This is a genomic window from Campylobacter corcagiensis (assembly GCF_013201645.1).
Lineage (GTDB): Bacteria > Campylobacterota > Campylobacteria > Campylobacterales > Campylobacteraceae > Campylobacter_B > Campylobacter_B corcagiensis.
This window is the reverse complement of record NZ_CP053842.1, coordinates 218,161-241,033: the sequence shown is the minus strand read 5'-3', so window position 1 is coordinate 241,033 and position 22,873 is coordinate 218,161. Positions and strand designations below refer to the sequence as shown.

The following is a 22,873-nucleotide window of genomic DNA, read 5'->3' as shown; positions in this document are numbered from 1 at the left end:
TGTTATTAGAGAGGATAAAGTAGTGCTGATAGATGATAATTTACTAAAAAAACTTGAAAAGTTAAGTGCCATAAAAATAGACGATGACAGAAGAGATAGTACTAAAAAGGAGCTACAAAGCATACTTGAGTTTGTAAATATCTTAGATGAGCTTAACTTAAAAGATGAAAAAATAGGTAGTAGCTCAAATTTTACACCGCTAAGAGATGATGTTCCAAATAGTGGCAATCAAGAGATTATAGATATAGTATTTAAAAATGCACCAGATGCTAAAGATGGTTTTTTTGTGGTGCCTAAAATTTTAGATTAAGGTTGAAAAATGGAAAATAAAAAACTACCAGATATTCATACGCTACTTAAGGTTATGGTTCAGCACAAAGCAAGTGACTTACATATCGTAAGCAGAAGTGCTCCACAAATCAGAATAGATGGGAAACTTCGCCCAATAGATATGGAGCCACTTACTGGTGAAGATATAGAAACAATGTGCTACGCAGTCATAAGTGATGCTCAAAAGAGCGAACTTGAAGAGAACAAAGAGCTTGACTTTGCTTTAGAGATTCCAAATATCGGGCGTTACAGAGGTAACTACTACTACACGATGAATGGTGATTTAGCTGCTGCTTTTAGAACAATTCCGATAAATATTCCATCAATTGACGATTTAAAAGGTCCTCAAATTTTTAAAGATTTAGTAAAAAGAGAAAAAGGTCTTATCTTAGTTACTGGACCAACTGGATCTGGTAAATCAACCACACTTGCATCACTTTTAAACGAGATAAATGAGAACGAAAGAAAGCACATTATAACAGTTGAAGATCCTGTGGAATTTGTCCACACAAATAAAAAAGCCCTTTTTTCACATAGAAATATAGGAACTGATACTCACTCATATGCAAATGCCTTAAAATACGCACTTCGTGAAGATCCAGATATCATACTAATAGGTGAGATGAGAGATAAGGAAACTATCTCAATTGCTATAACAGCAGCTGAAACTGGACACTTAGTTTTTGGAACACTTCATACAAACTCAGCAATGCAGACAATTAGCCGTATTATAGATAGTTTTGAAGGTGGTGAGCAAGCTATGATTAGAAATATGCTCTCTGTTTCTTTATCAGCCATCATATCTCAATCACTACTTCCTAGAATTGGTGGCGGGCGTTTAGCAATTCATGAAATTTTGATAAACAATAGCGCTATTTCAAACCTTATTAGAGAGGATAAAAACCACCAAATCTACTCTCAAATGCAACTAAACCAACAGCAAACCGGAATGGTAACTCAAACTCAGGCTCTAGTTAAAGCTATTCAGGCTAATCTCATCACAAAAGATGATGCTAGAAGGTACTCTACAAGCTTACAAGAGCTTATTAAAATTATAGGAGATTAAGATATGGAAGCTTTAAACTGGTTAGATCTCATAATTATAGGGCTTGTTTTTGTATTCGGGCTTAAGGGTTTATCAAGCGGTCTTATAAGAGAAATTTTTGGTATTATAGGGATAATAGGTGGTTTTGTTTTAGCCATTAGATATAAAGCTGAAGTTGGTGCTTGGATAAGTACAAATATATACGACCTTGGAAAAATTGGCGTAATGAGCGAAACTGGAACCCAAAGCGTGGTTGGTTTTATTGTAGCTCTTTTTGGAATTTGGTTTGCGGCATTGATACTTGGTGAGCTTTTAACAAAACTTCTTGGACTTAGCGGACTAAGTCTTATAGATAGGATTGGTGGATTTGTGTTTGGTGGGGCAAAGATTTTCTTAATATTTGCAGTTTTAGCTGTATTTATTAGATCATCTGCTTTTTTAAACGATCAAGCAAGACCATACTTTGAAAACAGCATCACATATCCATATCTTGTAAATGTTGGAACGAAACTTATGGGGATGAGAAAAGAAGATATCATTCCTACTACGCAAAAAAGATCTAATGAAGAGAAAAATAGCGTAAATGTAGTATATGAAAAAAGCGAAGTAACTCAAGATAATAATCAAACTCTTGATTTAAACATATCAACTGATGGATTTAAAAATGAAAATTGAAAATTTAGAATTTGATGCATTGCTAGATAAATTTAAGAAGATTTTAAAAGACAATGCTCTTAAATTTACAGTCCAAAGAGAGTGTGTTTTAAAAACACTTTATAACAACGATCATCACTTCACTCCTGAAGAGCTTTATATGGAGATAAAAGAGACTTATCCTGAGTTAAACATAGGTATCGCTACTGTTTACAGAACTCTAAATTTATTAGAAGAATCAGGAATGGTTACTTCTATATCATTTGGAATTCAGGGTAAAAAATTTGAACTTGCCAACAAACCTCATCACGATCATATCATATGTAAACATTGTGGCAAAATAGTAGAATTTGAAGATGAGTGTGTTGAACAAAGACAAATTGACATAGCAAAACATTATGGTTTTACGCTAACAGGACATCTTATGCAACTATATGGAACTTGTAATGATTGTAAAAAAGGAGAAAAATAAGTGGTATTTGATAATCAATTAGAACTCCAAAGGATAGAAAAAGCTAACGAACTTAGAAATTTAGGCATAAATCCATATCCACATTTTCTAAAAAGAGATATGAGCATTAAAGAATTTAGAGATAAATTTGAGTATGTTAAGGATTTAGAAGAAAAAAGAGTTAGCGATGAAGTAACGATTTCAGGAAGATTAAAGCTTAAAAGAGTTGCTGGAAAATCAACCTTTGCAAACATCGAAGATGAAAGTGGAAATGTCCAAATTTATTATTCTCGTGATAGCATCGGCGAAGATTTATACGCAAATTTTAAAAAAAATCTTGAAGTTGGAGATATAGTTTTAGTAAAAGGCTATCCTTTTGTAACAAAAACTGGGGAGTTTTCCATGCATGTTACAAATTTAACTCTTGCTTCAAAAGCTATTTCTCAACTACCTGAGAAATTTCATGGACTTGTAGATATTGAGATGCGTTACCGCCAAAGATATCTTGATATGATAATGAATCCAGAAGTTAGAAATGACTTCAAAAAAAGATCAAAAATCATCTCTATAATTAGGCATTTTTTTGAAAATAAAGGCTTTATGGAAGTTGAAACTCCGATGATGCACCCAATTGCAGGCGGGGCAAATGCAAAGCCTTTTATAACTTATCATAACGCTCTTGATGTAAATCGCTTTTTAAGAATCGCACCTGAACTTTATCTAAAAAGACTAATTGTTGGCGGAATGGAAGCTGTTTTTGAGATAAATAGAAATTTTAGAAATGAAGGAATGGATTTAACTCATAATCCTGAATTTACAGCCATTGAGTTTTACTGGGCGTGGCATGAGTATAATGAAGCGATGGATTTAACAGAAGAACTTTTTAAGGTTTTACTAAAAGAGCTAAATTTACCTGAAATTTTAGAGTATGATGAGCTAAAAATAGACTTTTCAAAGCCATTTGCAAGAGTAAAATATTTAGATGCTTTAGTTGAAATTGGTGAAATTTCAAAAGATATTATAAATGATAAAGATAAAATTTTAGAAAAATTAAAAAATGATGGCTTTGAGGCAAATGCAAATTTAGATATAGGACATTTACAAGCTGAACTTTTTGATAATTATGTTGAAAAAAAGCTAATTAATCCAACTTTTATAGTTGATTTTCCACTTTCAATTAGCCCGCTTTCAAGAAGAAGCGATGAAAATCCAAATATCGCTGAGAGATTTGAGCTATTTATCGCAGGAAACGAACTTGCAAATGCCTTTAATGAGCTAAATGATCCACTTGATCAATATGAGAGATTTAAAGGTCAAATTGACGCTAAAAACGCAGGAGATGATGAAGCACACGAGATGGATGAAGACTATGTAAAAGCACTTGGATATGCGATGCCTCCAACTGTTGGCTGGGGACTTGGCATTGATAGATTAGTCATGCTTTTAACAAATAAAAAATCAATTCGCGATGTTATTTTATTTCCAGCGATGAGACCACTTAAACAAAATGATGAAAACAAGGAGTAAAAATGAGTTTAGAAAATTTTGATAAAGAAATTTTTGATTTAACAAACAAAGAGTTAAAAAGGCAGTGCGATTATTTAGAAATGATCGCAAGTGAAAACTTCACATACCCAGAAGTTATGGAAGTTATGGGATCAATTTTAACAAATAAATACGCAGAAGGTTATCCTCATAAAAGATATTACGGCGGATGTGAATTTGTAGATGGCATCGAAGAAATAGCAATTGAAAGATGTAAAAAGCTTTTTAATTGCAACTTTGCAAATGTTCAACCAAACTCAGGAAGTCAAGCAAATCAAGGCGTTTATGGAGCTTTAATAAATCCAGGCGATAGAATTTTAGGTATGGATTTAAGCCATGGCGGACACTTAACTCATGGTGCAAAAGTTTCAAGTAGTGGAAAAAACTACGATAGCTTTTTTTACGGCGTTGAATCAGATGGAAGAATAAACTATGATAAAGTTTTAGAAATAGCTAAAACAGTCCAGCCAAAACTCATAGTTTGTGGTGCAAGTGCATATGCAAGAGAGATTGATTTTGCCAAATTTAGAGAGATTGCTGATTCAGTTGGTGCGTATTTGTTTGCAGATGTTGCTCATATAGCTGGTCTTGTTGTAGCAGGAGAGCATCCTAGTCCGTTTCCACACTGCCATGTAGTTAGCTCAACCACTCATAAAACACTTCGTGGTCCAAGAGGTGGAATCATCATGACAAATGATGAAGAAATAGCTAAAAAAATCAACTCATCAATTTTTCCAGGAATTCAAGGTGGTCCTTTAATGCATGTAATCGCCGCAAAGGCAGTTGGATTTAAGCATAATTTAAGCGATGAGTGGAAAGTTTATGCAAAGCAAGTAAAAGCAAATGCTAAAAAACTAGGAGAAGTTTTGATAAGTAGAGGCTATGATTTAGTAAGTGGTGGAACTGATAATCACCTTGTTTTAATGGATCTATCAAATAAAGACTATAGCGGAAAAGACGCATCAGCCGCACTTGAAGAAGCAGGAATCACAGCTAATAAAAACACAGTTCCAAATGAAAAAAGAAGTCCTTTTGTAACAAGTGGTGTAAGACTAGGAAGCCCTGCACTAACAGCAAGAGGGATGAAAGAAGCTGAGTTTGAGTTTATCGCAAATAAAATAGCTGACGTACTAGATGATATAAATAATAAAGACCTTCACGCAAAAATCAAAGAAGAGCTAAAAGAGCTTGCAAGTAAATTTGTAATCTACAATAAGGCTATGTATTAAGGCAAAAATTTAAGGAGATTTTATGAGTGATAAATTTAATATAGACGATAGCATCTTATTAGATCCAGATACAGCAAGATCAAATAATATCAAAAAGATTTTAACCGGTATTGCTATCTTGGTGGTACTTTTTCTGATTATACTTTTAACTATGAAATTTATAAATAGTGGCGATACAGCAACAAATGAGCCACTTGTAATGCCAAGCGAAGATGCAATATTTACACCAGAAAAGTCCACTGATCAAACAAAAACCACTGAAGAAAAAACTGTCGTGGAGATAAAATCTACTCCAACCAAGGTTGAACCTAAAGTCGTTGAGATAAAAGTGGCTCAAGAGCCTAAAAAAGAAGATGTAAAACCTGTAGTTGTTGAGACCAAACAAGAAGCTGTAGAAAATACTCAAGTTAAGCAACTAGAACCTAAAAAAGAGGTTGTTGTAGTAACTGCTGATAAAACAAAAGCTCAACCAGCTAAAAAAGTAGAAACTCCAAAACAAGAACCAGCTAAAGCAAAAGAAGTAACAAAAACAGACACTAAAAAGCAAGAAGTTAGTCAAACAGAGATTAAAAAAACCACTAAAGAGCAACCAGCAAAAAAAGAAACTCCAAAACAAGAGAGCTCAAAACCTATTAAAAAAGGTACTCATATAAGTGGTAATGTTCCAAACGGTAGCTATATTCAAGTTATCGCAACTACTGAATTTAAAAATGACGATCCAGCTTTACTTAAGTTAATTAACGCAGGATACAGCTACAGACTCTATAAAGAGACAGTTAATGGCAGAGAATTTACTAAAGTTTTGGTTGGTCCATATAAGGGCAGTGAGCTTCAAAATGAGATGTCAAATATTAGAGCAACCGTAAATAAAGATGCCTTTTTATACAGGGTAAAATAGTGAAGAAGTTTGCTGTTTTTGGTAATCCTATAGCGCACTCTATCTCCCCACGACTTCATAACTTAGCCATAGCCGGACTTGATTTGGAGGCGTTTTATGGCAGGGTTTTACTTGAAGATGAGAAAAATTTGAAGTCTAAATTTTTAAAACTAAATTTAAGTGGAGCAAATATCACTGTGCCATTTAAAGAAGAAGCTTTTAAAATTTGCGATGAATTAGAGACTCACGCCAGCAAGATTGGCTCTGTAAACACTATAGTAAAAGATAGTAACAAACTAATTGGCTATAACACCGATGCTATAGGATTTTTACAAGCCATAGATGAGTTTGGTAAGATAAAATCAGCCCTTATCTTAGGAGCTGGTGGCACTGCTAGGGCTATAGCATATGCATTAAATACCAAAAATATCTCTACTTCAATTGTCAACAGAAGCGAAAAAAGAAGGCAAAATTTCTTAGATTACAACTTCAAGACTTGGAATGAATTTGTTCCAAAAGGCTATGATCTGGTAGTTAATACAACATCTGCTGGGCTAGTAAAAAATGAATTTCCTATGCCTGTTGAGCTTTTAGAGCCTACTTTAAAAAACAGCCAGTATGCATTTGACGCTATATACAACAAATCTACAAATTTTCTAAATTTAGCAAAGAATATGAATTTGCAGACAAAAAATGGTAAAGATATGCTAGTTTGGCAAGCAGTTTTTGCACTTGATATATTTTATGGCGGAACTCTTAATAAAGATAAAATTTATACTTTTATGAATAAAGCAGTAAATTTAGGGGCACAATAACCCCTAAATTTACTTTCTAAGCCTTTTAGCATCATTACAACTTTCATCATGCCCACCATAGCAAGATCTTTCATATATATCAAGTGCTATTAATCTATTTGCAGTTATTCCTTGGCCTTTTTCAAACATACTTGCAAGTCTTACGCAAGCAGGAATGTACTGAAATTTAGCACAAGTAAAATCATAAGCAGTAATTGCATTTACATAATCGCCATTTTTATAGTATGAATTTGCTGTTTTATAAGCATCAGCTGTATCCATTCTATTTAAAGCATTTAGATCTAAAGTAGAATTTACACTCTCTACAAGTATAACTTGCTCTTGAATTCTATCATTTGATACGCCGGGTCTACTACTGCTTTTTGTAGTTGCACATCCTGCTATCAAAGCAGCAATAAAAGTAAAACAAATCGCTTTTTTCATAGTCTCTCCTTAATTTTTACCAACTATATAGTAAGTCTCTTTTCCATCAACTTTTTCTATACTAAATTTATATCTATCCGCCCACTCATAAATTGTCTCTCTTACGGCTTTTATCATCTCAGGATTAGTGCTTTCAGTTTTAACCTTAAAGTAGTGATTTGAATTTGACATCGCCACAAAGCCCTCAAATTTTTTAACATTATCATTTAACAAAACAATTTTTTCAAGCTCAGTATCAGTTAAATCGCACTCATTTAAAATTCCCTCAAGTTGAGCAGTTGTGCTCTCATTTACACCATATCCTAGTGAAACCAAAATCCCATCTTTATTCATTTTTTCTCCTTTAAAAATTTAATTAGCTTTCGCAACCAATACATCTTCTATTATTCTTTTTAAATCCCCATCCAATATATCATCAACCTGAGAATACCCTATGCCAGATCTTGTATCTTTTACTTGCTGATAAGGAAAAAGAACATAGCTTCTTACCTGATGTCCCCAACCAATATCGCTTTTTTCTAGACTATTAATGGCTTCATTTTGCTTCATCATCTCTAGTTCATAAAGCCTTGATTTTAGCATTTTTATCGCTGTAGCTTTATTTTTATGCTGACTTCTATCATTTTGGCACTGCACGACAATATTTGTAGGTAAGTGGGTGATTCTAACAGCACTCTCTGTTTTATTAACATGCTGCCCACCTGCTCCACTTGCTCTATAGTAGTCAAAACGAAGATCTTTTTCATCAAGATCTATTACGATATCATCATCTATTTCAGGACTTACCATAACAGAAGTAAAACTAGTATGACGCCTGCCAGCACTATCAAACGGACTTACTCTAACAAGCCTATGAATGCCATTTTCAGCCTTTAAATACCCATAAGCATTTTCGCCTTTTACGATAAAGCTTACATCTTTAAGCCCAGCCTCATCGCCTTCTTGAAAGTCTAAAACTTCAACTTTATAGTTTTCTCTTTCGCAAAATCTCAAATACATCCTATAAAGCATACTAGCCCAGTCATTGCTTTCTGTTCCACCAGCTCCAGGATGGATTGTGATAATTGCGTTTTTAGAGTCATTTTCACCACTTAAAAGCATGGCAACTTCTAAATTTTTAATGCTCTTTTCTAAATTTGGAGCATCATTAAACAAAGACTCTATCACTTCCCTATCATCTTCACTTAAAGCTAGCTCGTACATATCCTTAGCATCATCAACAGCTGATCTTGCTTTTATAAATTTAGAATAAATTCCACTAAGCTTTGTCTTTTCTTTATTTATCTGACTAGCTTTATCAATATCTCTCCAAAAATCAGGATCAAGACCTATCTTTTCTATCTCTTCAAGACGAGACTTTATTTGGGCAGGTTTTATGATTAGAGCGATATTTTCCACCTTTTTATCAAGCTCTTTTAAAAGTTCAGTATATTCATAACTATCCAATATCTATTTCCTTTAGTTTTTCTTGTTCAATAGCCATTTTTGCTTCTTCCATCTTCTCTTTGTCATCTGCACTATTATCAACCGAAACAAGTCTCTCAGCTTGATATTTTATTCCAACTTTCATAATCACAAACCCTACAACAGCAGCCACAAACGATGCTATTAATATAGCAAGTTTTTCTGCTGAGTAGAAGATATTTGTCCCTTTATATGCAATTTCACAGATAAACAAACTCATACTCATACCAATTCCAGTTAAAACGCAAAGCCCAAAAAACTGTATGTAGTTAGCCCCAACTGGAAGCTTTGAAATTCCAAATTTTATAGTCGCAAATGAAGCAATAAAAATTCCAAGTGGTTTTGAAAGTAAAAGCCCAACCATAATTGCTACCGAAACAGGATGGCTTAGATGAGATATCGCTTCAGGAGTTATTAAAATTCCAGCATTTGAAAACGCAAATATAGGCATTACAAAAAAGGTTATTATATCATGAAGTTTATACTCTAAATCTCTTGCCATTGAGTAGCCTTTAATAGGGTGAAGAGGTATAAAAACTGCAGCTAAAATTCCAGCCAAAGTTGCATGAACTCCTGACTTTAAAAAGCAAAACCACATTAAAACAGCAGGTATTATATAAAAAATCTTTTTATTTACTTTAAGTAAATTTAAAATAAGCATTATAAAAGCCAAACCTCCTGCTATACCCAAAAGATGAAAATTCACATCTCCTGAATAAAAAACAGCAATTATAATAACTACAGCAATATCATCAATTATCGCTAAAAGAAGAAGAAAGATTCTAATTGATGGTGGAATTTTAGAACCTAAAAGCAAAAGCACACCAACTGCTAAGGCAGTGTCGCTCACTGTAGGAATAGCCCATCCAAGCATAGAAAAGCTATCTCCCCAAGTTATCAAAATAAAAGCTAATGCTGGAAAAATTATACCACCAAGACCACCAATAATAGGAAGAGCAACTCTTGAAGGCGAACTTAACTCTCCAACTAAAATCTCTCTTTTAACTTCTAAACCAATATAGAAAAAAAACAGAGCCATAAGTCCGTCATTTGCCCAGTGATGTATAGTTAAGCTTAAGCTATACTCACCAAACATCATGCCCATTTTGAAATTAACAAAACTATCATAGAAGTCTATCAATGGACTATTTTTAAATATTAACGCTAAAAAACACGCCATAATAATTAAAATTCCGCCAATTGCATCACTTTTAAATAGTTTTCTTATTTTCTCCATAAATTCCCTTAAAATTTTAATCATATATTTTATCAAAATAAGTTTAATCTAAAATTTCATATAAAGATAAATTTAACAAATTTAAGTTATAATCGCCAAAATTTAACAAAAGTAGGATAATTATGGAAATTTTTCACTCTCCAAAAGAATTAAAAGATTTTTTAAAAGATAAAAACAAAACTATAGGCTTTGTCCCTACAATGGGGGCTTTACACGATGGTCATATAAGCTTATTTAAAAAAGCTAGAAGCGAAAATGAGATAGTTGTGGCTTCTGTTTTTCTAAATCCAACTCAGTTTGGCGAAAATGAGGATTTAGATAAATACCCAAGAAATGACGAAAGAGATATAAGAATAGCAAGAATTTGTGAAGTTGATGCTCTTTTTATGCCAAAGCCTGAAGAAATTTATGATAAAAACGAACCTTTAATAAAAGCACCTGAAAAACTAGCTACCATACTAGAAGGTAAAACTCGCCCAGGGCATTTTGATGGTGTTTTAAGGGTTTTAAATAAGCTTTTTAATATAGTAAAACCTACAAAAGCATATTTTGGCAAAAAAGATACCCAACAACTTGCTATTGTAGAAAATATGGTAAGAACTTTTTTCATGGATATTGAGATTGTACCTTGTGATATCATTAGAGAAAGTGACGGTCTAGCAATAAGTTCAAGAAATGCTTATTTAAGCGAAGAAGATAAACTATACGCTCTTAAAATTTCACAATCTTTAGCTAAAGCTGGAGCTATGATAAAAAAAGGCGAACTTAGTACAAACTCAATAAAAACGCAGATGCTTTCAATCCTTGAGCCATTAGAAATAGACTATGTAGCAATTACAAATCGCCGCTTTGAGCCACTTGATAAGATAGAACTAGATAACACTTTTATCCTTGTAGCAGCAAATGTTGGCCAAACTAGACTAATAGATAATCTTTGGGTTTAAAATATGCCAAATTTATACCTTAGAAGCCTTGGATGTAATAAAAACTTAGTTGATAGCGAGATAATGCTTGGTAGGCTTAAAGCTTATGATTTAACCGATGATCCAAGCAAGGCTGATGTAATGATAGTAAATACTTGTGGGTTTATAGATGCTGCAAAAACTGAGAGTATCAACGCTATACTTGAACTTGCCCAGCAAAAAAAAGACAACGCCTTGCTTGTAGTAACTGGATGTCTTACACAAAGATATAAAGATGAGATGATAAAAGAACTTCCTGAAGTTGATATATTTAGCGGTGTTGGAGATTATGATAAAATCGATGAGATGATATTAAAAAAACAAAATCTCTTTAGCCCACAAACCTACCTTCAAAAAGATGAAAAAAGAGTTATAACTGGCTCAAACTATCACGCTTATATCAAGCTCTCTGAAGGCTGTAACCAAAGGTGTTCATTTTGCGCTATTCCAACCTTTAAAGGAAGGTTAAAAAGTAGAGATTTAAAAAGCATAGTCTTTGAAGTAGAAAACCTTGTAAAACAAGGATTTTATGATTTTAGTTTTATCTCTCAAGATAGCTCAAGTTATTTAAGGGATTTTGGTATCAAGGACGGGCTTATAAATTTAATTAATGAGATTGAAAAAATTGACGGCGTTAAATTTGCTAGAATTTTATATCTTTATCCAACAACCACAAGTGATGCTTTGATTGAAAAAATCATCTCTTCAAAGGTTTTTTTAAACTACTTTGACATGCCAATACAGCACATAAATGATAATATGCTTAAAATAATGCGTCGTGGGGCAGATAAAAGCAGAATAATGGCTCTTTTGGAACTTATGAGAAATGCAAAAAATTCCTTTTTAAGGAGCGGATTTATCGTAGGTCATCCTGGAGAGGGCGAAGATGAATTTTTAGAACTTTGTGAATTTTTAAAAGAGTTTAAATTTGATAGGGTTTCAGTCTTTGCCTACTCAAAAGAAGAAGATACACCATCTTATGAAATGGAACAAATTCTACCAAAAACTATCGCAAAAAGGCTAAATTTAGTTGAAAAAATCACAAATCAAAATCTAAAAGAAAACCTAAATTCTATGATTGGAAAAGAAATTTTAGTAAATTTAGATGGGTTAAGTAGCGAAGGTGAGATGTTTTACTCAGCAAAAGCACTCATTTGGGATAGAGACATTGATGGCGAAATTTTGATAAATGATAGCGATATAAAGGATCTTGAAGTTGGCAAAATTTATCGCTGTAAGATTACTGATTTGGCTGAAAATAAACTAATAGGCGAAATTCTTGCTTGATGAGATTGCCGTTAAAAAACTAAAAAACGCTAAGAATTTATTAGCGTTTTCACACGGGGTTGATAGCACAGCTCTTTTTTATCTACTTGAAAAAAACGCTCTTAAATTTGACCTAGCATTTGTAAATTACAACACTAGAAAAGAAAGCAGTATCGAAGAGACTTCAGCTAGAAATTTAGCTTTTAAATTTAACAAACAAATTTATGTAAAACAGGTCAAATTTAGCCTTGATTCTTCAAATTTTGAAAAAATCGCAAGAGAGATAAGATATGAGTTTTTTTATGAAATTTGTTCTAAATTTGGCTATACAAATCTCATTACAGCTCATCAACTAAATGATAAATTTGAGTGGTTTTTGATGCGTCTTAGCAAAGGCTCAGGCTTAGCAAATCTCATAAGCATGGACGCAGTTGAGCAAAAAAACAGCTACACTATAGTTCGCCCACTTATAAACACTAGCCGAAATGAGCTTTTGGATTTTTTAAATTCAAACAATATAAAGTACTTTATTGATAGTTCAAATTTAGATACAAACTTTGAAAGAAATTTTATAAGAGTAAATTTTAGTGATGAATTTGTAGCTAAATTTAGCTCAGGTCTTAAAAAGAGCTTTGAATTTTTAGCTAAAGATAGAGAAATTTTACTAAATGGTGAAATTTATAGTGATAGTGAGTTTTTTATCATCAAAAATAACCCAAACGCTATAAATTTAGTAGATAAAGCTTTAAAAACTTTAGGTGTTGTGATGAGTCAAAAGCAGCGTTTACAAGCAATGAAAGACTCTGTTATAAGCGGAAAAGTGGCAATTGGCTACACAGATGATAGGGTATTTATCGCTCCATATAAAACTCCCGTAATGGATAAGAAATTTAAAGAAAAATGTAGGATTAAAAAAATCCCACCACTTATTAGAGGCTACATCTACACAAGAAAAGATCTATTAGAAATCTGCTAATAGTTCTCTTTAATATTAATTTTATTTATAAAGTCCATTAAATTTATAGGCACAATATGGGTTTTTATAAAAATTCTTGTAAATATATAATACCCAGTCTCAGGTCCTAAACTTCCGATATCATAGATAAAAATAGAGTTTATAAATGTTTCATGCTCACTATAATACTCCTTAACAAACTCACTTATTACTCTATAAAACAGCTCATCACTATCATCTATTGCTACAGCTGAATCATTTTGTATTATCTCAATAAATCTATCAGTTAAATTTATCATCTTTGCAAAATAGATTGTGCTTTCATCTGCCACCATAAAAACAGCAGTGCTACTAAATTTAAGCACAAAAAGCGATGCACCTTTAAATTCTTGATTTTTCATTAAAAAATATAGCACTTTAAATGGACTTATAAACTCATCTATTTTAAAACCCAAATTATCTTTTAAATTTTTTATATCATCTAAATTGGCATAAGAGTAGATATTTTCATCAATGTATTGGGTATAAAAACCATCAACCATTACATTAGTAAGACCTTGTTTATAAGATGTTTGAAGTACACATATATAGTCTTTATTCTTACAAATACCGTTGTTTGCCATGTAGTTTTGGATACCGACCTTAGCATTTTCTATCTCAATAGTTTCCAAACCTTCTTTAATCACAGTTCTTTTAGGACTTACTAGCCTAAAATATATCTTACATATGTCACTATCTAATAAAATCGTATAAAAAAGTCTATTATTTCGTTTTAAAAAGCCCATCTTTTACCCTAAGCAAGAATTTCTCGCCATTTTAACAAATTTATACTTAAAATACAAAACATTATAAAAATTCACATAAATTTAATATATTTTTGATAATATATTTGAAATTTAGTAAATGTATAAGATTTAAATATCTTTAAAATAAAGGAGAATTATGAACAGAAGAAAATTCATTAAAACAAGTGGAATTTTTTTAGCAGTTGTTAGTAGTAACTCATCACTTTTTGCAAGTGATATAGACTTTAGAGCTGTAGAAAATCCTACGCTTTTAACAAATGGTCCTGCTAAGATGTTTTGTTCTGTTTGTGGTATGCATTTAGGACAGTTTTACAAAACAAACCACGCAGCAGAAATTAATAATAAGACTCATCAGTACTGCTCATTTCACTGTATGGTTGAAGAAAGTGAAAATCTTAAGCCGGAAAATCCTAAAGTTGTAGATACTAATACTTTGAAATTTATAGATGCTTCATTAGCTTATTATGTTTATGGCTCAAACAAACCAGCAACGATGTCAACTGTAAGCTCGTATGGTTTTAATTCCAAAGATGCAGCTGAAAATTTTGCTAAGGATTTTGGCGGAGAAGTTTTAACTTATGAGACGCTTTTAGAAAAGACAAAAGCAGATATAGCCGATGATTTAAAGCTTATTGAAAAAAGACAGTCAATGGCAGCTAAAAAAGGTGAAAAAATATATATTGAAAGATGTGCAAAGATAGACAAAAAATTTAAAACTTCAGGAGAAGCTAAGGCTTATTTGCTTGAAAACAAACCTTGTGGTGAACTTAATATGCACGAACTTTCACAGCTTTCTCACTATTTAAAGATGAGATGATTTAATATCTTTTTGTTTGATAAATCTCTCCAATTTGGAGAGATTTTACATTTTAATAGCGATATTCAAAGCTTAAAACAGCAGTTCTTCCTTTTGCGTAATTGCTTAAAGCGTTATTTTCGCCATTTAAGATAGAGTAACTTCTTTGAGAAGCTGCGTCGTTATTTGAATCAAGTGGATCAATGTATTGTTTATCAAAAGCATTTTGAAGTTCTGCTTTTATAATTAAATTTTCAATTGGTTCATAACTTACATAAAAATCAAAAATTAGTGGTTGTTTTTCTATAACTTCAGTCCAGCGAACATATTTTTGATGCTTTTTATTTTCTGGCTGTTCGCCATCGTATCTTGGATCATGCAAAGGTTTGTTATCTCCTACACTATATAAAGCCCTTTTGCTTTCTCCAAAATATTTCATCCTACTTCCTATAACTAATTTTTCATTAAGAAGTCTTATGCCTGTATCTAAATATCCATAATCTTTTGGAAGTTGCGTAACTTTACTAATTCCATGACCCATTGAGTAGTAGTCAGGTTTGCTAGGAGCTGGAAAAAGCCCAGCACTAGCATCAGAAGCTGAAGTTGGCTGAGTTGTTCTTTGTCTAGCATAAGCTAAATTTATGAAAAATGCTCCCATATCATAGCTTAACTCTAGCTCAACCCCTTCTTTTCTTACTTCTTTATCGTAATTTTGAAAATTTATGGTAGTTGTTTCCTTGCCATATCCACTATGATCTGTATATGGTGGTTTTAAAACATTATGTATATAATTATCTATTTTTGTATTATAATACACAGCTTTAAATCCAAAAATATCACTATCAAAAAGTAAATTTTCTTTAAAACTATTAAAACCAACTTGTAGAGTTTTGGCAATCTCATTATCTAGATTATTACTAACTCCTGCAATTGTCCTTTGTGAAAAATAAAGCTCTTGTAAATTTGGAAATCTTTCACTTTTAGAATAAGAAACAAATGGAGTAAAAAGCTCATGTAAATTTGCCGTTAGCGTAGCTGAATAGTTAAATGCTTTTTTATCACCATAATCATCCATTAAAAATTCATTTTCTTCATAATCGTCATAAAGACTTTTTTTAACTCTATCAAAATACTGACCCTTATAATCATATTTCACCAAATTTGCGTTTAAATTTAGATCAAAAATGCTGTATCTTAAATAATTATCCCCATAAATTGTAAAAAATCTCTGTTTTCCATCAGGTTGAAAAGTGTTTGCCCTATAACCATCATTTGAAGGCCAATCATCAAATTTTCTATATATCCCACCTGTTGACATATGATCTGGTGGATAGCCCCAGAAATTTCCACTTAGCATATCGTCAAGTAGCTTTTTTCTTTTAACTGGATCTTTTTCTTCTTTTAGTAAAGTTTTATATTCATTAAACCATACAAGTTCGTAAGGATGACGACTTTTAGAGTATGAATTTTTAAGATTGTTTAAACCAATTATTGTTGATATTGATGAAATATCACTAAAATCGCTTTTAAAGGTATTGCTTATATCGAAAGTTAATGACTTATTTTTAGTCTCTAAGCCACTTATTAGCTCTTTACCTGAAATTGAGGCAATATCACTATATTTTTGTTTTGTTTCATTATAGTTTAAAAGCACATTTAAATCTATATTTTCATCATTGTTTAGATTATAATTTATCTGATAGTTATTTGCTTCAATTTTTCTAGACCAAATTTTATTTTCTAAATTTCTAAAAGATAGTGTTAAAAAATTATGCTCATCTGCGTATTCAAATTTAGCCATATAGCTTTTAATATCTTGCTTTAACTTATTTGGATCAAATGGAGTGCGTATATACTGATCTGAAGTCTCTTTCCATATTTTTTCTGCTTCTTTTAGATACTCATCCTTTGGACCATCTCCTCTAACTGGAACTTTAACTTTAATAGGAGAACACACTTCTCCAAATGGACAATTAGGATCTGGAACTAGCCCCTCCTTATAACCAACAATATCGCCTTTTTTAGCACTTGGTTTATAAACATCCATGTAGGATTTCATGTGTTGCTTATGTAAATTTTCAAATTCCATATCGTTGATTTGGTCTATCCTAATCCCACCACCAATTTTATAATTTTGCGAAATTTTTCTATTACTATGACCTATTAAAACTCCCATATATGAGCCATCATCAAAATATGTCCTACCAGCAAATGTTCCCATATAATTGTTTTTATAAGCATTATCTCCTGTTTGATATTTGCCTAAAAAGCCAAAATTTTTATCACCCTTTATAACATCATTGATGCCAAGAGTTCTAAAATTTGCTGAGCCCATAAGTGAGTTTATACCACTTTTACCACCAAAAGTTCCTCTTTCTACATCAACTCCTGCTATAAAATTTGGATCTATTGTTGCACCAAATTGCGAAGTTGAACCACTTTTACCATCATCAACACCTGATGAATAAAATGTCTGAGTTACTCCATCTATCATTGTATTAACTCGGCCCAACCCTTGTGAACCACGGATATTTGGAGCTATTGTTCCAGTAGATTTATCTTGATTTGTGAATGTTCCTGGAATAGTCCTTAAAATAGTATCTAAATTTTGAGTTGAAGTTGCTATATCATCTCTTGCACTTACTGCTTTTGGTTCTTGATATACCTTCTTTTCAGCTTTCAATTCTTTGTCTTCTACATCTATGGTGTCTAAAACAATAGTTTCAGCACTCAAACAACCAAAACAAACAGCCACTAAACTAAGCTTTATAATGGGTTTCATTGCTCTCCTTTTAATATTGAGTATAATTATTAAAATAAAAACTGAAATTGTATCACTTTCTAGATAAAAATAATATTAAAAACTTTGGCATTATAAAATAAAATGCCTACAAAATATCTAGATAATTATTACTATATGAATATTTTAATTTTAAGAATTTATTTGTTTTTGCTTAGCAATATAAGCTTGTAATTATAATCAAGTATGAATTTATAAAAATATCATCTAAATCTTGTCAAATTATTTTAGTTTTATTTTCCAATAATCTATTTTTAAAATTTACTATCTTGTTCTCTTGCTTTAAATAGCTCTTGTTGAATTTTAGTTTTTCCTTCTTCAAGAGTTAAATTTGCAACGCTAAAAGGCTTTGAAAGGCTAAAATTTATAGTTGAAAAAGGTTTTGGAAGTATCATCTCATCCCAACTTTTAAATTTCCAAAATTTACTAGCTTCATAGTTTAGTGCATAAATTTCAAGATCTTTTTTTTGTGCTATTATGACAGCTCCGTCTGCTACGCTATGAAGTGGACCTTTTGGACCATCTGGAGTAATGATAACATCAGTTCCCCCGTCCACCTCTCTAAAAGCTGATATAAGCGCTCTTGCGGCATTTTTACGGCTTGAACCACGAATGGCACCGATACCAAAATGACTTATTACTCTAGTTATGATTTCGCCATCTTTGTGATCAGAGATGATAACTTTTCCTTGCTTTTTATACTCATAGTCCTTGCCCCAGTAACGCCTATACGCAAAACTCATCATCGCTAAGCGTCCATGCCAAAAAACAACAACGCATGGTTTTTGTGGAAGTTTTGTAGATGTAAAAGTTTTCTTACAAGTTAGATAAATAAGCCAAATAAGAAAAAATATCACCCACTCGGCTATAAAAAATTTAGCTTTTTTTGAAAAGCTCATTTAAACAAGCTCTCCAATTAAAGCCATTCTTTTTGGTTGAGTTATGATGACATCTCTTGTAGTTCCTAAAAGCTCTTCACTTCCTTTTACCATCACACTAAAATTTGAAAAACTTCTGCCACCTACCATTCCATCAGCTCTTAGCTCTTCAAAATAAACGCTGTGAGTTTTGCCCATTTGAGCACTCATTATCTCATCTAGGATTTCATTATGACGGTTTTGTAAAGTTGTTAGGCGTTTGCTTGCTATTTCATCATCAATCATCTCTAAATTCGCAGCAAAAGTAAGTGGGCGTGGACTAAATTTAAAAGAGAAAATTTGTTCAAATTTAACCTGTTCTATCACATCCATCGTATCGGCAAAATCCTCATCGCTCTCGCCTGGATAAGCGACAATTATATCAGTACTTATGCTAACTTCGGGGCAAAGTTTTCTAAGTTTTAAAGCCCTATCTAAAAACCACTCTTTTGTATAGCCTCTCTTCATCGCTTTTAAAATTTCACTAGATCCACTTTGTAAAGGCATATGCATTGATTTGCAAATTTTAGGGTTATTTACAAATGTATCAAGAAATTTATCATCCATATGGAGTGGATGTGGGCTTGTAAAGCGGATCCTTTCAACGCCTGAAATTCCACTTACTCTATTTAACAAATCACTAAAATCGACTTTTTCATGAGAATTTGAAAATCTTCTACCATAGTTGTTTACATTTTGACCTAGTAAAAATATCTCTTTTGCGCCGTTTTTTGCTGCTTTTTCAACCTCAGCAAGGATTAAATTTAGAGGAATTGAAATCTCATCGCCTCTAGTTTGTGGAACTATACAGTAAGTACACTTCTTATCGCACCCTATTGTGATATTTACAAATGCCTTATATGGCGAACTTCTAAACTCTTTAAAAGCATACTCGCTATCATCGTAATTTATATCTGTACTTACAAATTTTGTAGTTTTTAAAGCCTGTTTTATCTTTGAAGTATTTCTTGCACCAAGCACAAAATCAACATATGGTGCTCTTTTTATTATATCTTTTCCAAGGTGGCTTGCAGTACATCCCAAAACGCCTATCTTAGCACCGACTTTTTTATTTTTCTCAAAGCCTCCTATCTCACTAAAAAGTTTATGAACTGGTTTTTCTCTAACCGAGCAAGTATTTATAAGTATAAGATCAGCTTGGGTAATATCATCAGTTAATTTATAGTTTTCATCTTTAAGCTCGGCGATGATATGTTCTGAGTCACGAACATTCATCGCACAGCCAAGAGTTTGTATATAAAGAAGTTTCTCTTTTAAATTTTCTTTCAAAGTATATGAACCTCATACATATACTCACTCTCATCAAGACCGTATTTTACAGTTCTTAAATAAGCACTCATTCCTTTTGTTTCAAAGTGCTCAATCAAAGCGATTAAATCTTTGTGGGAATTCTCTCTATCAAAGTAATAAATTTTTTGTCCGCTTTTTTTAACTTCACTCTCAATATTTTCTAAACTTATGCCCTTAGGAGCGCTGTTTAGTTCTTTTCTTGCTATCTTTAACTCCATATTTTACCCCTTGTGCTCTTTTTTAAATTTGTGATTATATCTAAAATGAGTTAAAATTTGGATTAAAGTTAACAAAAGGGAATTTATTGTATAATCAAAAACTTCAAATTTAATCTCCAAAGGTTTTATTAATGTTAGCAAAAAAGGAAAATAGTGGAAAGAATTAGTGATATTATTGAGTCTATGGCAAATGAAAAAGGCTTGCCAATAGAAGATGTAAAAGAGCGTGTTAAAACAGCATTTGTACAAACTGCTAAGAGAATTTATGGCGATGAGCATGATTATGAAGCCATATACGATGAAGAGAGTAAGAAAATTTTGCTTTTTCAAAAAACTTTAATCGTTAAAAATGATGATGAAAGGCTTGATGGAGAAGATAGTGCTAAATTTATATCTATAAAAGATGCAAAAAAACTAGACAGTGGTGCTGAAGTAGGAGATGCTTTAAGTTATGCTTTAGATATAGAAAGCTTTGGAAGGACTGCATCTTTAGCCCTTGCTAAGGAGCTTAACTACCATATACAGCGTCTATTAGAAGAGAAAATTTTTGAAAAATACACAAGTCAAGTTGGAAATATAGTATTTGGAAGCGTTGTTCATATAGATAATGATGAGACTACTTTTATAGAATTTGATGATTTAAGAGCTTATATGCCACGAAAAAACCGTATAAAAAATGAGAAATTTAAAGTTGGTCAAATGGTAAAAGCTGTTATAAAAAGAGTATATATTGATAATAGAAACAATATAAAAATAGAAATTTCTAGAACAACACCTAAATTTTTAGAAGCACTTCTTGAGGCAAGTGTTCCTGAGATTGCTGATAAAAGCGTGATAATTAGAGCATGTGCAAGAATTCCAGGAAGAAGAGCTAAAGTCGCTCTTAGTTCAATCTCGCCAAATATTGATCCCATCGGCTCAACCGTTGGAGTAAAAGGAGTTAGGATAAATGCAGTTAGTAAAGAGCTTTGTGGTGAAAATATAGACGCTATAGAATTTTCAGCAGAACCAACTCTTATGGTTTCAAGAGCGATAGCCCCAGCGATCATAAATTCAGTCAAAATAGAAGACAATAAAGCTATCATTCACATAAATCCTGAACAAAAAAGCAAAGCCATTGGTAAAGATGGAATCAATATCCGCCTAGCTTCGATGTTAACAGGCTTTGAGATTGAACTTATTGAAACTGGTTTAACAAACGAAACTAAAAACAGCGGTGGACTTGAGAGCTTAAAAGCCCTGTTTGGTGAGTAAGATGAGCTTTTATACATATTTAGCAATTGCACTTTATTTTGCTATTCTTATCTATATAGGTAAACGAAATTTCAAAAAAGAAGCAAGTGTTGATGAGTATTTGCTTGATAACAGAAGGCTAGGTCCTTTCATGACTGCTCTTTCAGCAGGTGCTTCAGATATGAGCGGATGGATGCTGCTTGGACTTCCAGGGGCTATTTATCTAAGTGGAATTTCAGAAGCTTGGATAGCTATAGGTTTAAGTATCGGAGCGTGGGCAAATTATAAATTTTTAGCAAAACGCCTAAGAATTTATACAGAAGTTTCTAAAAATAGCTCTACAATTCCTGATTTTTTAGAAAATCGCTTTCGAGATAGGACAAAAATTTTACGCCTTATATCAGCAACTATCATAGTCTTTTTCTTCACTCTTTATGTAAGCAGCGGAATAATAGCAGGTGGTAAAACTTTTGAGAGCTTTTTTGGACTAAATTTTGCTTATGGGGCGATATTTACGCTATTGGTTGTGGTTTTTTATACATTTTTTGGCGGGTTTAAAGCAGTGTGTCAAACTGATGTTTTTCAAGGGCTTTTGATGCTTTGTATACTCATTTTAATACCTCTTGTTGCATATTTTCAAATTGATGGATCAATATTTAGTGAGATTAACAGATACGATAATGAGCTTAAAACTAACCACTTAAGCCTTTTTGAAGGGCAAACTTTTTTTGGAACTTTAGGGCTTTTAGCTTGGGGGCTTGGGTATTTTGGACAGCCTCATATCATCGTAAGATTTATGGCTATAAGAGATGCTAATGAACTAAAAGAAGCTAGAAGGATAGGAATTTTGTGGATGGTTTTAGGGCTAATGTGCGCTTGCTTTAGTGGGCTAATTGGCTTTGTGTATTTTAATCAACAAGGATCGCCTTTAAATGACCCTGAGACTGTATTTTTAAAGCTAGGCGATACACTCTTTCATCCTTTTATCATAGGCGTTATCATCTCAGCTGTTTTAGCAGCCATAATGAGTACTATCTCAAGTCAGCTTTTAGTATCGGCAAGTTCTGCAACAAAAGACTTTTTATTTGAGTTTTTCAAAAAAGATCTAAGCGAAAAGGAAAAAACCATGTTTAGTAGAATTTTTGTAATAGTTATAGCTATGGTTTCAACTTTAGTTGCTTTTATTCTTGATGATACAGTTTTAAAAGTTGTTGGATATGCGTGGGCTGGGTTTGGTGCTAGTTTTGGTCCTGTGCTTCTGTTTTCGCTTTATTCAAGCAAAACTACAGCAATGTCAGCTATAGTTGGTATGATAGTTGGCGGTCTTACGGTTATATTATGGATAGTTTTTGGGCTAAGTAGTTATATTTATGAGCTACTTCCTGGATTTTTGCTATCAAGTCTTGCTATTTGGCTAGTAAATTTAGTAAACTCAATGCACGATAAACAAAGTCTTGCTCGCTCAAGACGGGTCTTAAAAGAGTTTGAGTATATGAAAAAAAGAATTTAAGGCTAAATTTATAGTTGTGGGTTTAAAAA

23 protein-coding genes are annotated in these 22,873 nt (G+C 32.4%); 14 read left to right on the top strand and 9 right to left on the bottom strand.

The window, feature by feature from the left end; genetic code table 11:
- Positions 1-22 precede the first annotated feature (22 nt).
- Genes gatC through CCORG_RS01330 form a run of 8 tightly spaced genes read left to right on the top strand, consistent with a single transcriptional unit; the run spans position 23 to position 6,946 of the window.
- On the top strand, positions 23-310 hold the full coding sequence (gatC, locus tag CCORG_RS01365; RefSeq protein ID WP_025802694.1) for an Asp-tRNA(Asn)/Glu-tRNA(Gln) amidotransferase subunit GatC: 288 nt from the start codon (positions 23-25) through the stop codon (positions 308-310).
- 9 nt (positions 311-319) lie between these two features.
- On the top strand, positions 320-1,396 hold the full coding sequence (locus tag CCORG_RS01360; RefSeq protein WP_025802693.1) for a type IV pilus twitching motility protein PilT: 1,077 nt from the start codon (positions 320-322) through the stop codon (positions 1,394-1,396).
- Positions 1,397-1,399: 3 nt separating this feature from the next.
- Positions 1,400-2,050, top strand: a complete 651-nt coding sequence (locus CCORG_RS01355; protein WP_025802691.1) for a CvpA family protein — start codon at positions 1,400-1,402, stop codon at positions 2,048-2,050.
- A complete protein-coding gene (locus CCORG_RS01350; RefSeq protein WP_025802690.1) occupies positions 2,040-2,501 on the top strand; it encodes a Fur family transcriptional regulator in 462 nt (153 codons plus the stop codon). Before CCORG_RS01355 ends, CCORG_RS01350 begins: the two co-directional genes overlap by 11 nt.
- A complete protein-coding gene (gene lysS / locus CCORG_RS01345) occupies positions 2,502-4,007 on the top strand; it encodes a lysine--tRNA ligase (RefSeq protein ID WP_025802687.1) in 1,506 nt (501 codons plus the stop codon).
- A 2-nt stretch (positions 4,008-4,009) separates the two neighbouring features.
- Entirely contained in the window at positions 4,010-5,254 is a 1,245-nt protein-coding gene (locus CCORG_RS01340) for a serine hydroxymethyltransferase (RefSeq protein WP_025802686.1), read from the top strand.
- A gap of 22 nt (positions 5,255-5,276) precedes the next feature.
- Positions 5,277-6,152, top strand: a complete 876-nt coding sequence (locus CCORG_RS01335) for a hypothetical protein (RefSeq protein ID WP_025802685.1) — start codon at positions 5,277-5,279, stop codon at positions 6,150-6,152.
- Positions 6,152-6,946: a shikimate dehydrogenase gene (locus CCORG_RS01330; protein WP_025802683.1), complete on the top strand. Its 795-nt coding sequence runs from the start codon at positions 6,152-6,154 to the stop codon at positions 6,944-6,946. The genes CCORG_RS01335 and CCORG_RS01330 overlap by 1 nt, the downstream gene beginning before the upstream one ends.
- Before the next feature lie 9 nt (positions 6,947-6,955).
- Here the strand turns inward: CCORG_RS01330 and CCORG_RS01325 are convergent, their stop codons facing one another.
- Genes CCORG_RS01325 through nhaA form a run of 4 tightly spaced genes read right to left on the bottom strand, consistent with a single transcriptional unit; the run spans position 6,956 to position 10,070 of the window.
- Positions 6,956-7,369 carry an SEL1-like repeat protein gene (locus CCORG_RS01325; protein ID WP_025802681.1) on the bottom strand — a complete coding sequence of 138 codons (414 nt, stop codon included), beginning with the start codon at positions 7,367-7,369 and terminating at the stop codon, positions 6,956-6,958.
- A 9-nt stretch (positions 7,370-7,378) separates the two neighbouring features.
- A complete protein-coding gene (locus CCORG_RS01320; RefSeq protein ID WP_025802679.1) occupies positions 7,379-7,702 on the bottom strand; it encodes a hypothetical protein in 324 nt (107 codons plus the stop codon).
- A gap of 18 nt (positions 7,703-7,720) precedes the next feature.
- Positions 7,721-8,815: a peptide chain release factor 2 gene (gene prfB, locus CCORG_RS01315; RefSeq protein ID WP_025802677.1), complete on the bottom strand. Its 1,095-nt coding sequence runs from the start codon at positions 8,813-8,815 to the stop codon at positions 7,721-7,723.
- Positions 8,808-10,070, bottom strand: a complete 1,263-nt coding sequence (gene nhaA / locus CCORG_RS01310) for a Na+/H+ antiporter NhaA (protein WP_025802676.1) — start codon at positions 10,068-10,070, stop codon at positions 8,808-8,810. The genes prfB and nhaA overlap by 8 nt, the downstream gene beginning before the upstream one ends.
- 122 nt (positions 10,071-10,192) lie before the next feature.
- Between nhaA and panC the strand changes: the two genes are divergently transcribed.
- From panC to tilS, 3 genes are read left to right on the top strand one after another with little or no spacing between them, the layout of a single operon-like run.
- Positions 10,193-11,014: a pantoate--beta-alanine ligase gene (panC, locus tag CCORG_RS01305; RefSeq protein ID WP_025802673.1), complete on the top strand. Its 822-nt coding sequence runs from the start codon at positions 10,193-10,195 to the stop codon at positions 11,012-11,014.
- Positions 11,015-11,017: 3 nt separating this feature from the next.
- Positions 11,018-12,319: a 30S ribosomal protein S12 methylthiotransferase RimO gene (gene rimO, locus CCORG_RS01300; RefSeq protein ID WP_025802671.1), complete on the top strand. Its 1,302-nt coding sequence runs from the start codon at positions 11,018-11,020 to the stop codon at positions 12,317-12,319.
- Positions 12,312-13,274 carry a tRNA lysidine(34) synthetase TilS gene (gene tilS, locus CCORG_RS01295; protein ID WP_025802670.1) on the top strand — a complete coding sequence of 321 codons (963 nt, stop codon included), beginning with the start codon at positions 12,312-12,314 and terminating at the stop codon, positions 13,272-13,274. Before rimO ends, tilS begins: the two co-directional genes overlap by 8 nt.
- Here tilS and CCORG_RS01290 read toward each other — a convergent pair.
- Positions 13,271-14,038: a hypothetical protein gene (locus tag CCORG_RS01290; RefSeq protein ID WP_025802668.1), complete on the bottom strand. Its 768-nt coding sequence runs from the start codon at positions 14,036-14,038 to the stop codon at positions 13,271-13,273. The genes tilS and CCORG_RS01290 overlap by 4 nt on opposite strands.
- Before the next feature lie 157 nt (positions 14,039-14,195).
- Between CCORG_RS01290 and CCORG_RS01285 the strand changes: the two genes are divergently transcribed.
- Positions 14,196-14,876, top strand: coding sequence for a nitrous oxide reductase accessory protein NosL (locus CCORG_RS01285; protein ID WP_025802667.1), 681 nt, complete (start codon positions 14,196-14,198; stop codon positions 14,874-14,876).
- 52 nt (positions 14,877-14,928) lie between these two features.
- On the opposite strand, the gene CCORG_RS01280 is transcribed toward CCORG_RS01285, so the two are convergent.
- The 4 genes from CCORG_RS01280 to CCORG_RS01265 all read right to left on the bottom strand — a co-directional run bounded on the left by CCORG_RS01280 (position 14,929) and on the right by CCORG_RS01265 (position 20,101).
- Entirely contained in the window at positions 14,929-17,637 is a 2,709-nt protein-coding gene (locus CCORG_RS01280) for a TonB-dependent receptor domain-containing protein (protein ID WP_025802666.1), read from the bottom strand.
- 272 nt (positions 17,638-17,909) lie between these two features.
- A complete protein-coding gene (locus CCORG_RS01275; RefSeq protein ID WP_342355562.1) occupies positions 17,910-18,512 on the bottom strand; it encodes a lysophospholipid acyltransferase family protein in 603 nt (200 codons plus the stop codon).
- 42 nt (positions 18,513-18,554) lie between these two features.
- On the bottom strand, positions 18,555-19,862 hold the full coding sequence (gene miaB / locus CCORG_RS01270; protein WP_034971389.1) for a tRNA (N6-isopentenyl adenosine(37)-C2)-methylthiotransferase MiaB: 1,308 nt from the start codon (positions 19,860-19,862) through the stop codon (positions 18,555-18,557).
- Positions 19,859-20,101 (bottom strand): HP0268 family nuclease, encoded by a 243-nt coding sequence (locus tag CCORG_RS01265; RefSeq protein ID WP_025802662.1) that lies wholly within the window; start codon positions 20,099-20,101, stop codon positions 19,859-19,861. The genes miaB and CCORG_RS01265 overlap by 4 nt, the downstream gene beginning before the upstream one ends.
- 153 nt (positions 20,102-20,254) lie before the next feature.
- On the opposite strand from CCORG_RS01265, the gene nusA reads away from it, so the two are divergent.
- Both nusA and putP read left to right on the top strand, forming a co-directional pair.
- Entirely contained in the window at positions 20,255-21,355 is a 1,101-nt protein-coding gene (nusA, locus tag CCORG_RS01260) for a transcription termination factor NusA (protein WP_025802660.1), read from the top strand.
- Between the two features lies 1 nt (position 21,356).
- Positions 21,357-22,844 carry a sodium/proline symporter PutP gene (gene putP, locus CCORG_RS01255; protein ID WP_025802659.1) on the top strand — a complete coding sequence of 496 codons (1,488 nt, stop codon included), beginning with the start codon at positions 21,357-21,359 and terminating at the stop codon, positions 22,842-22,844.
- Positions 22,845-22,873 lie beyond the last annotated feature (29 nt).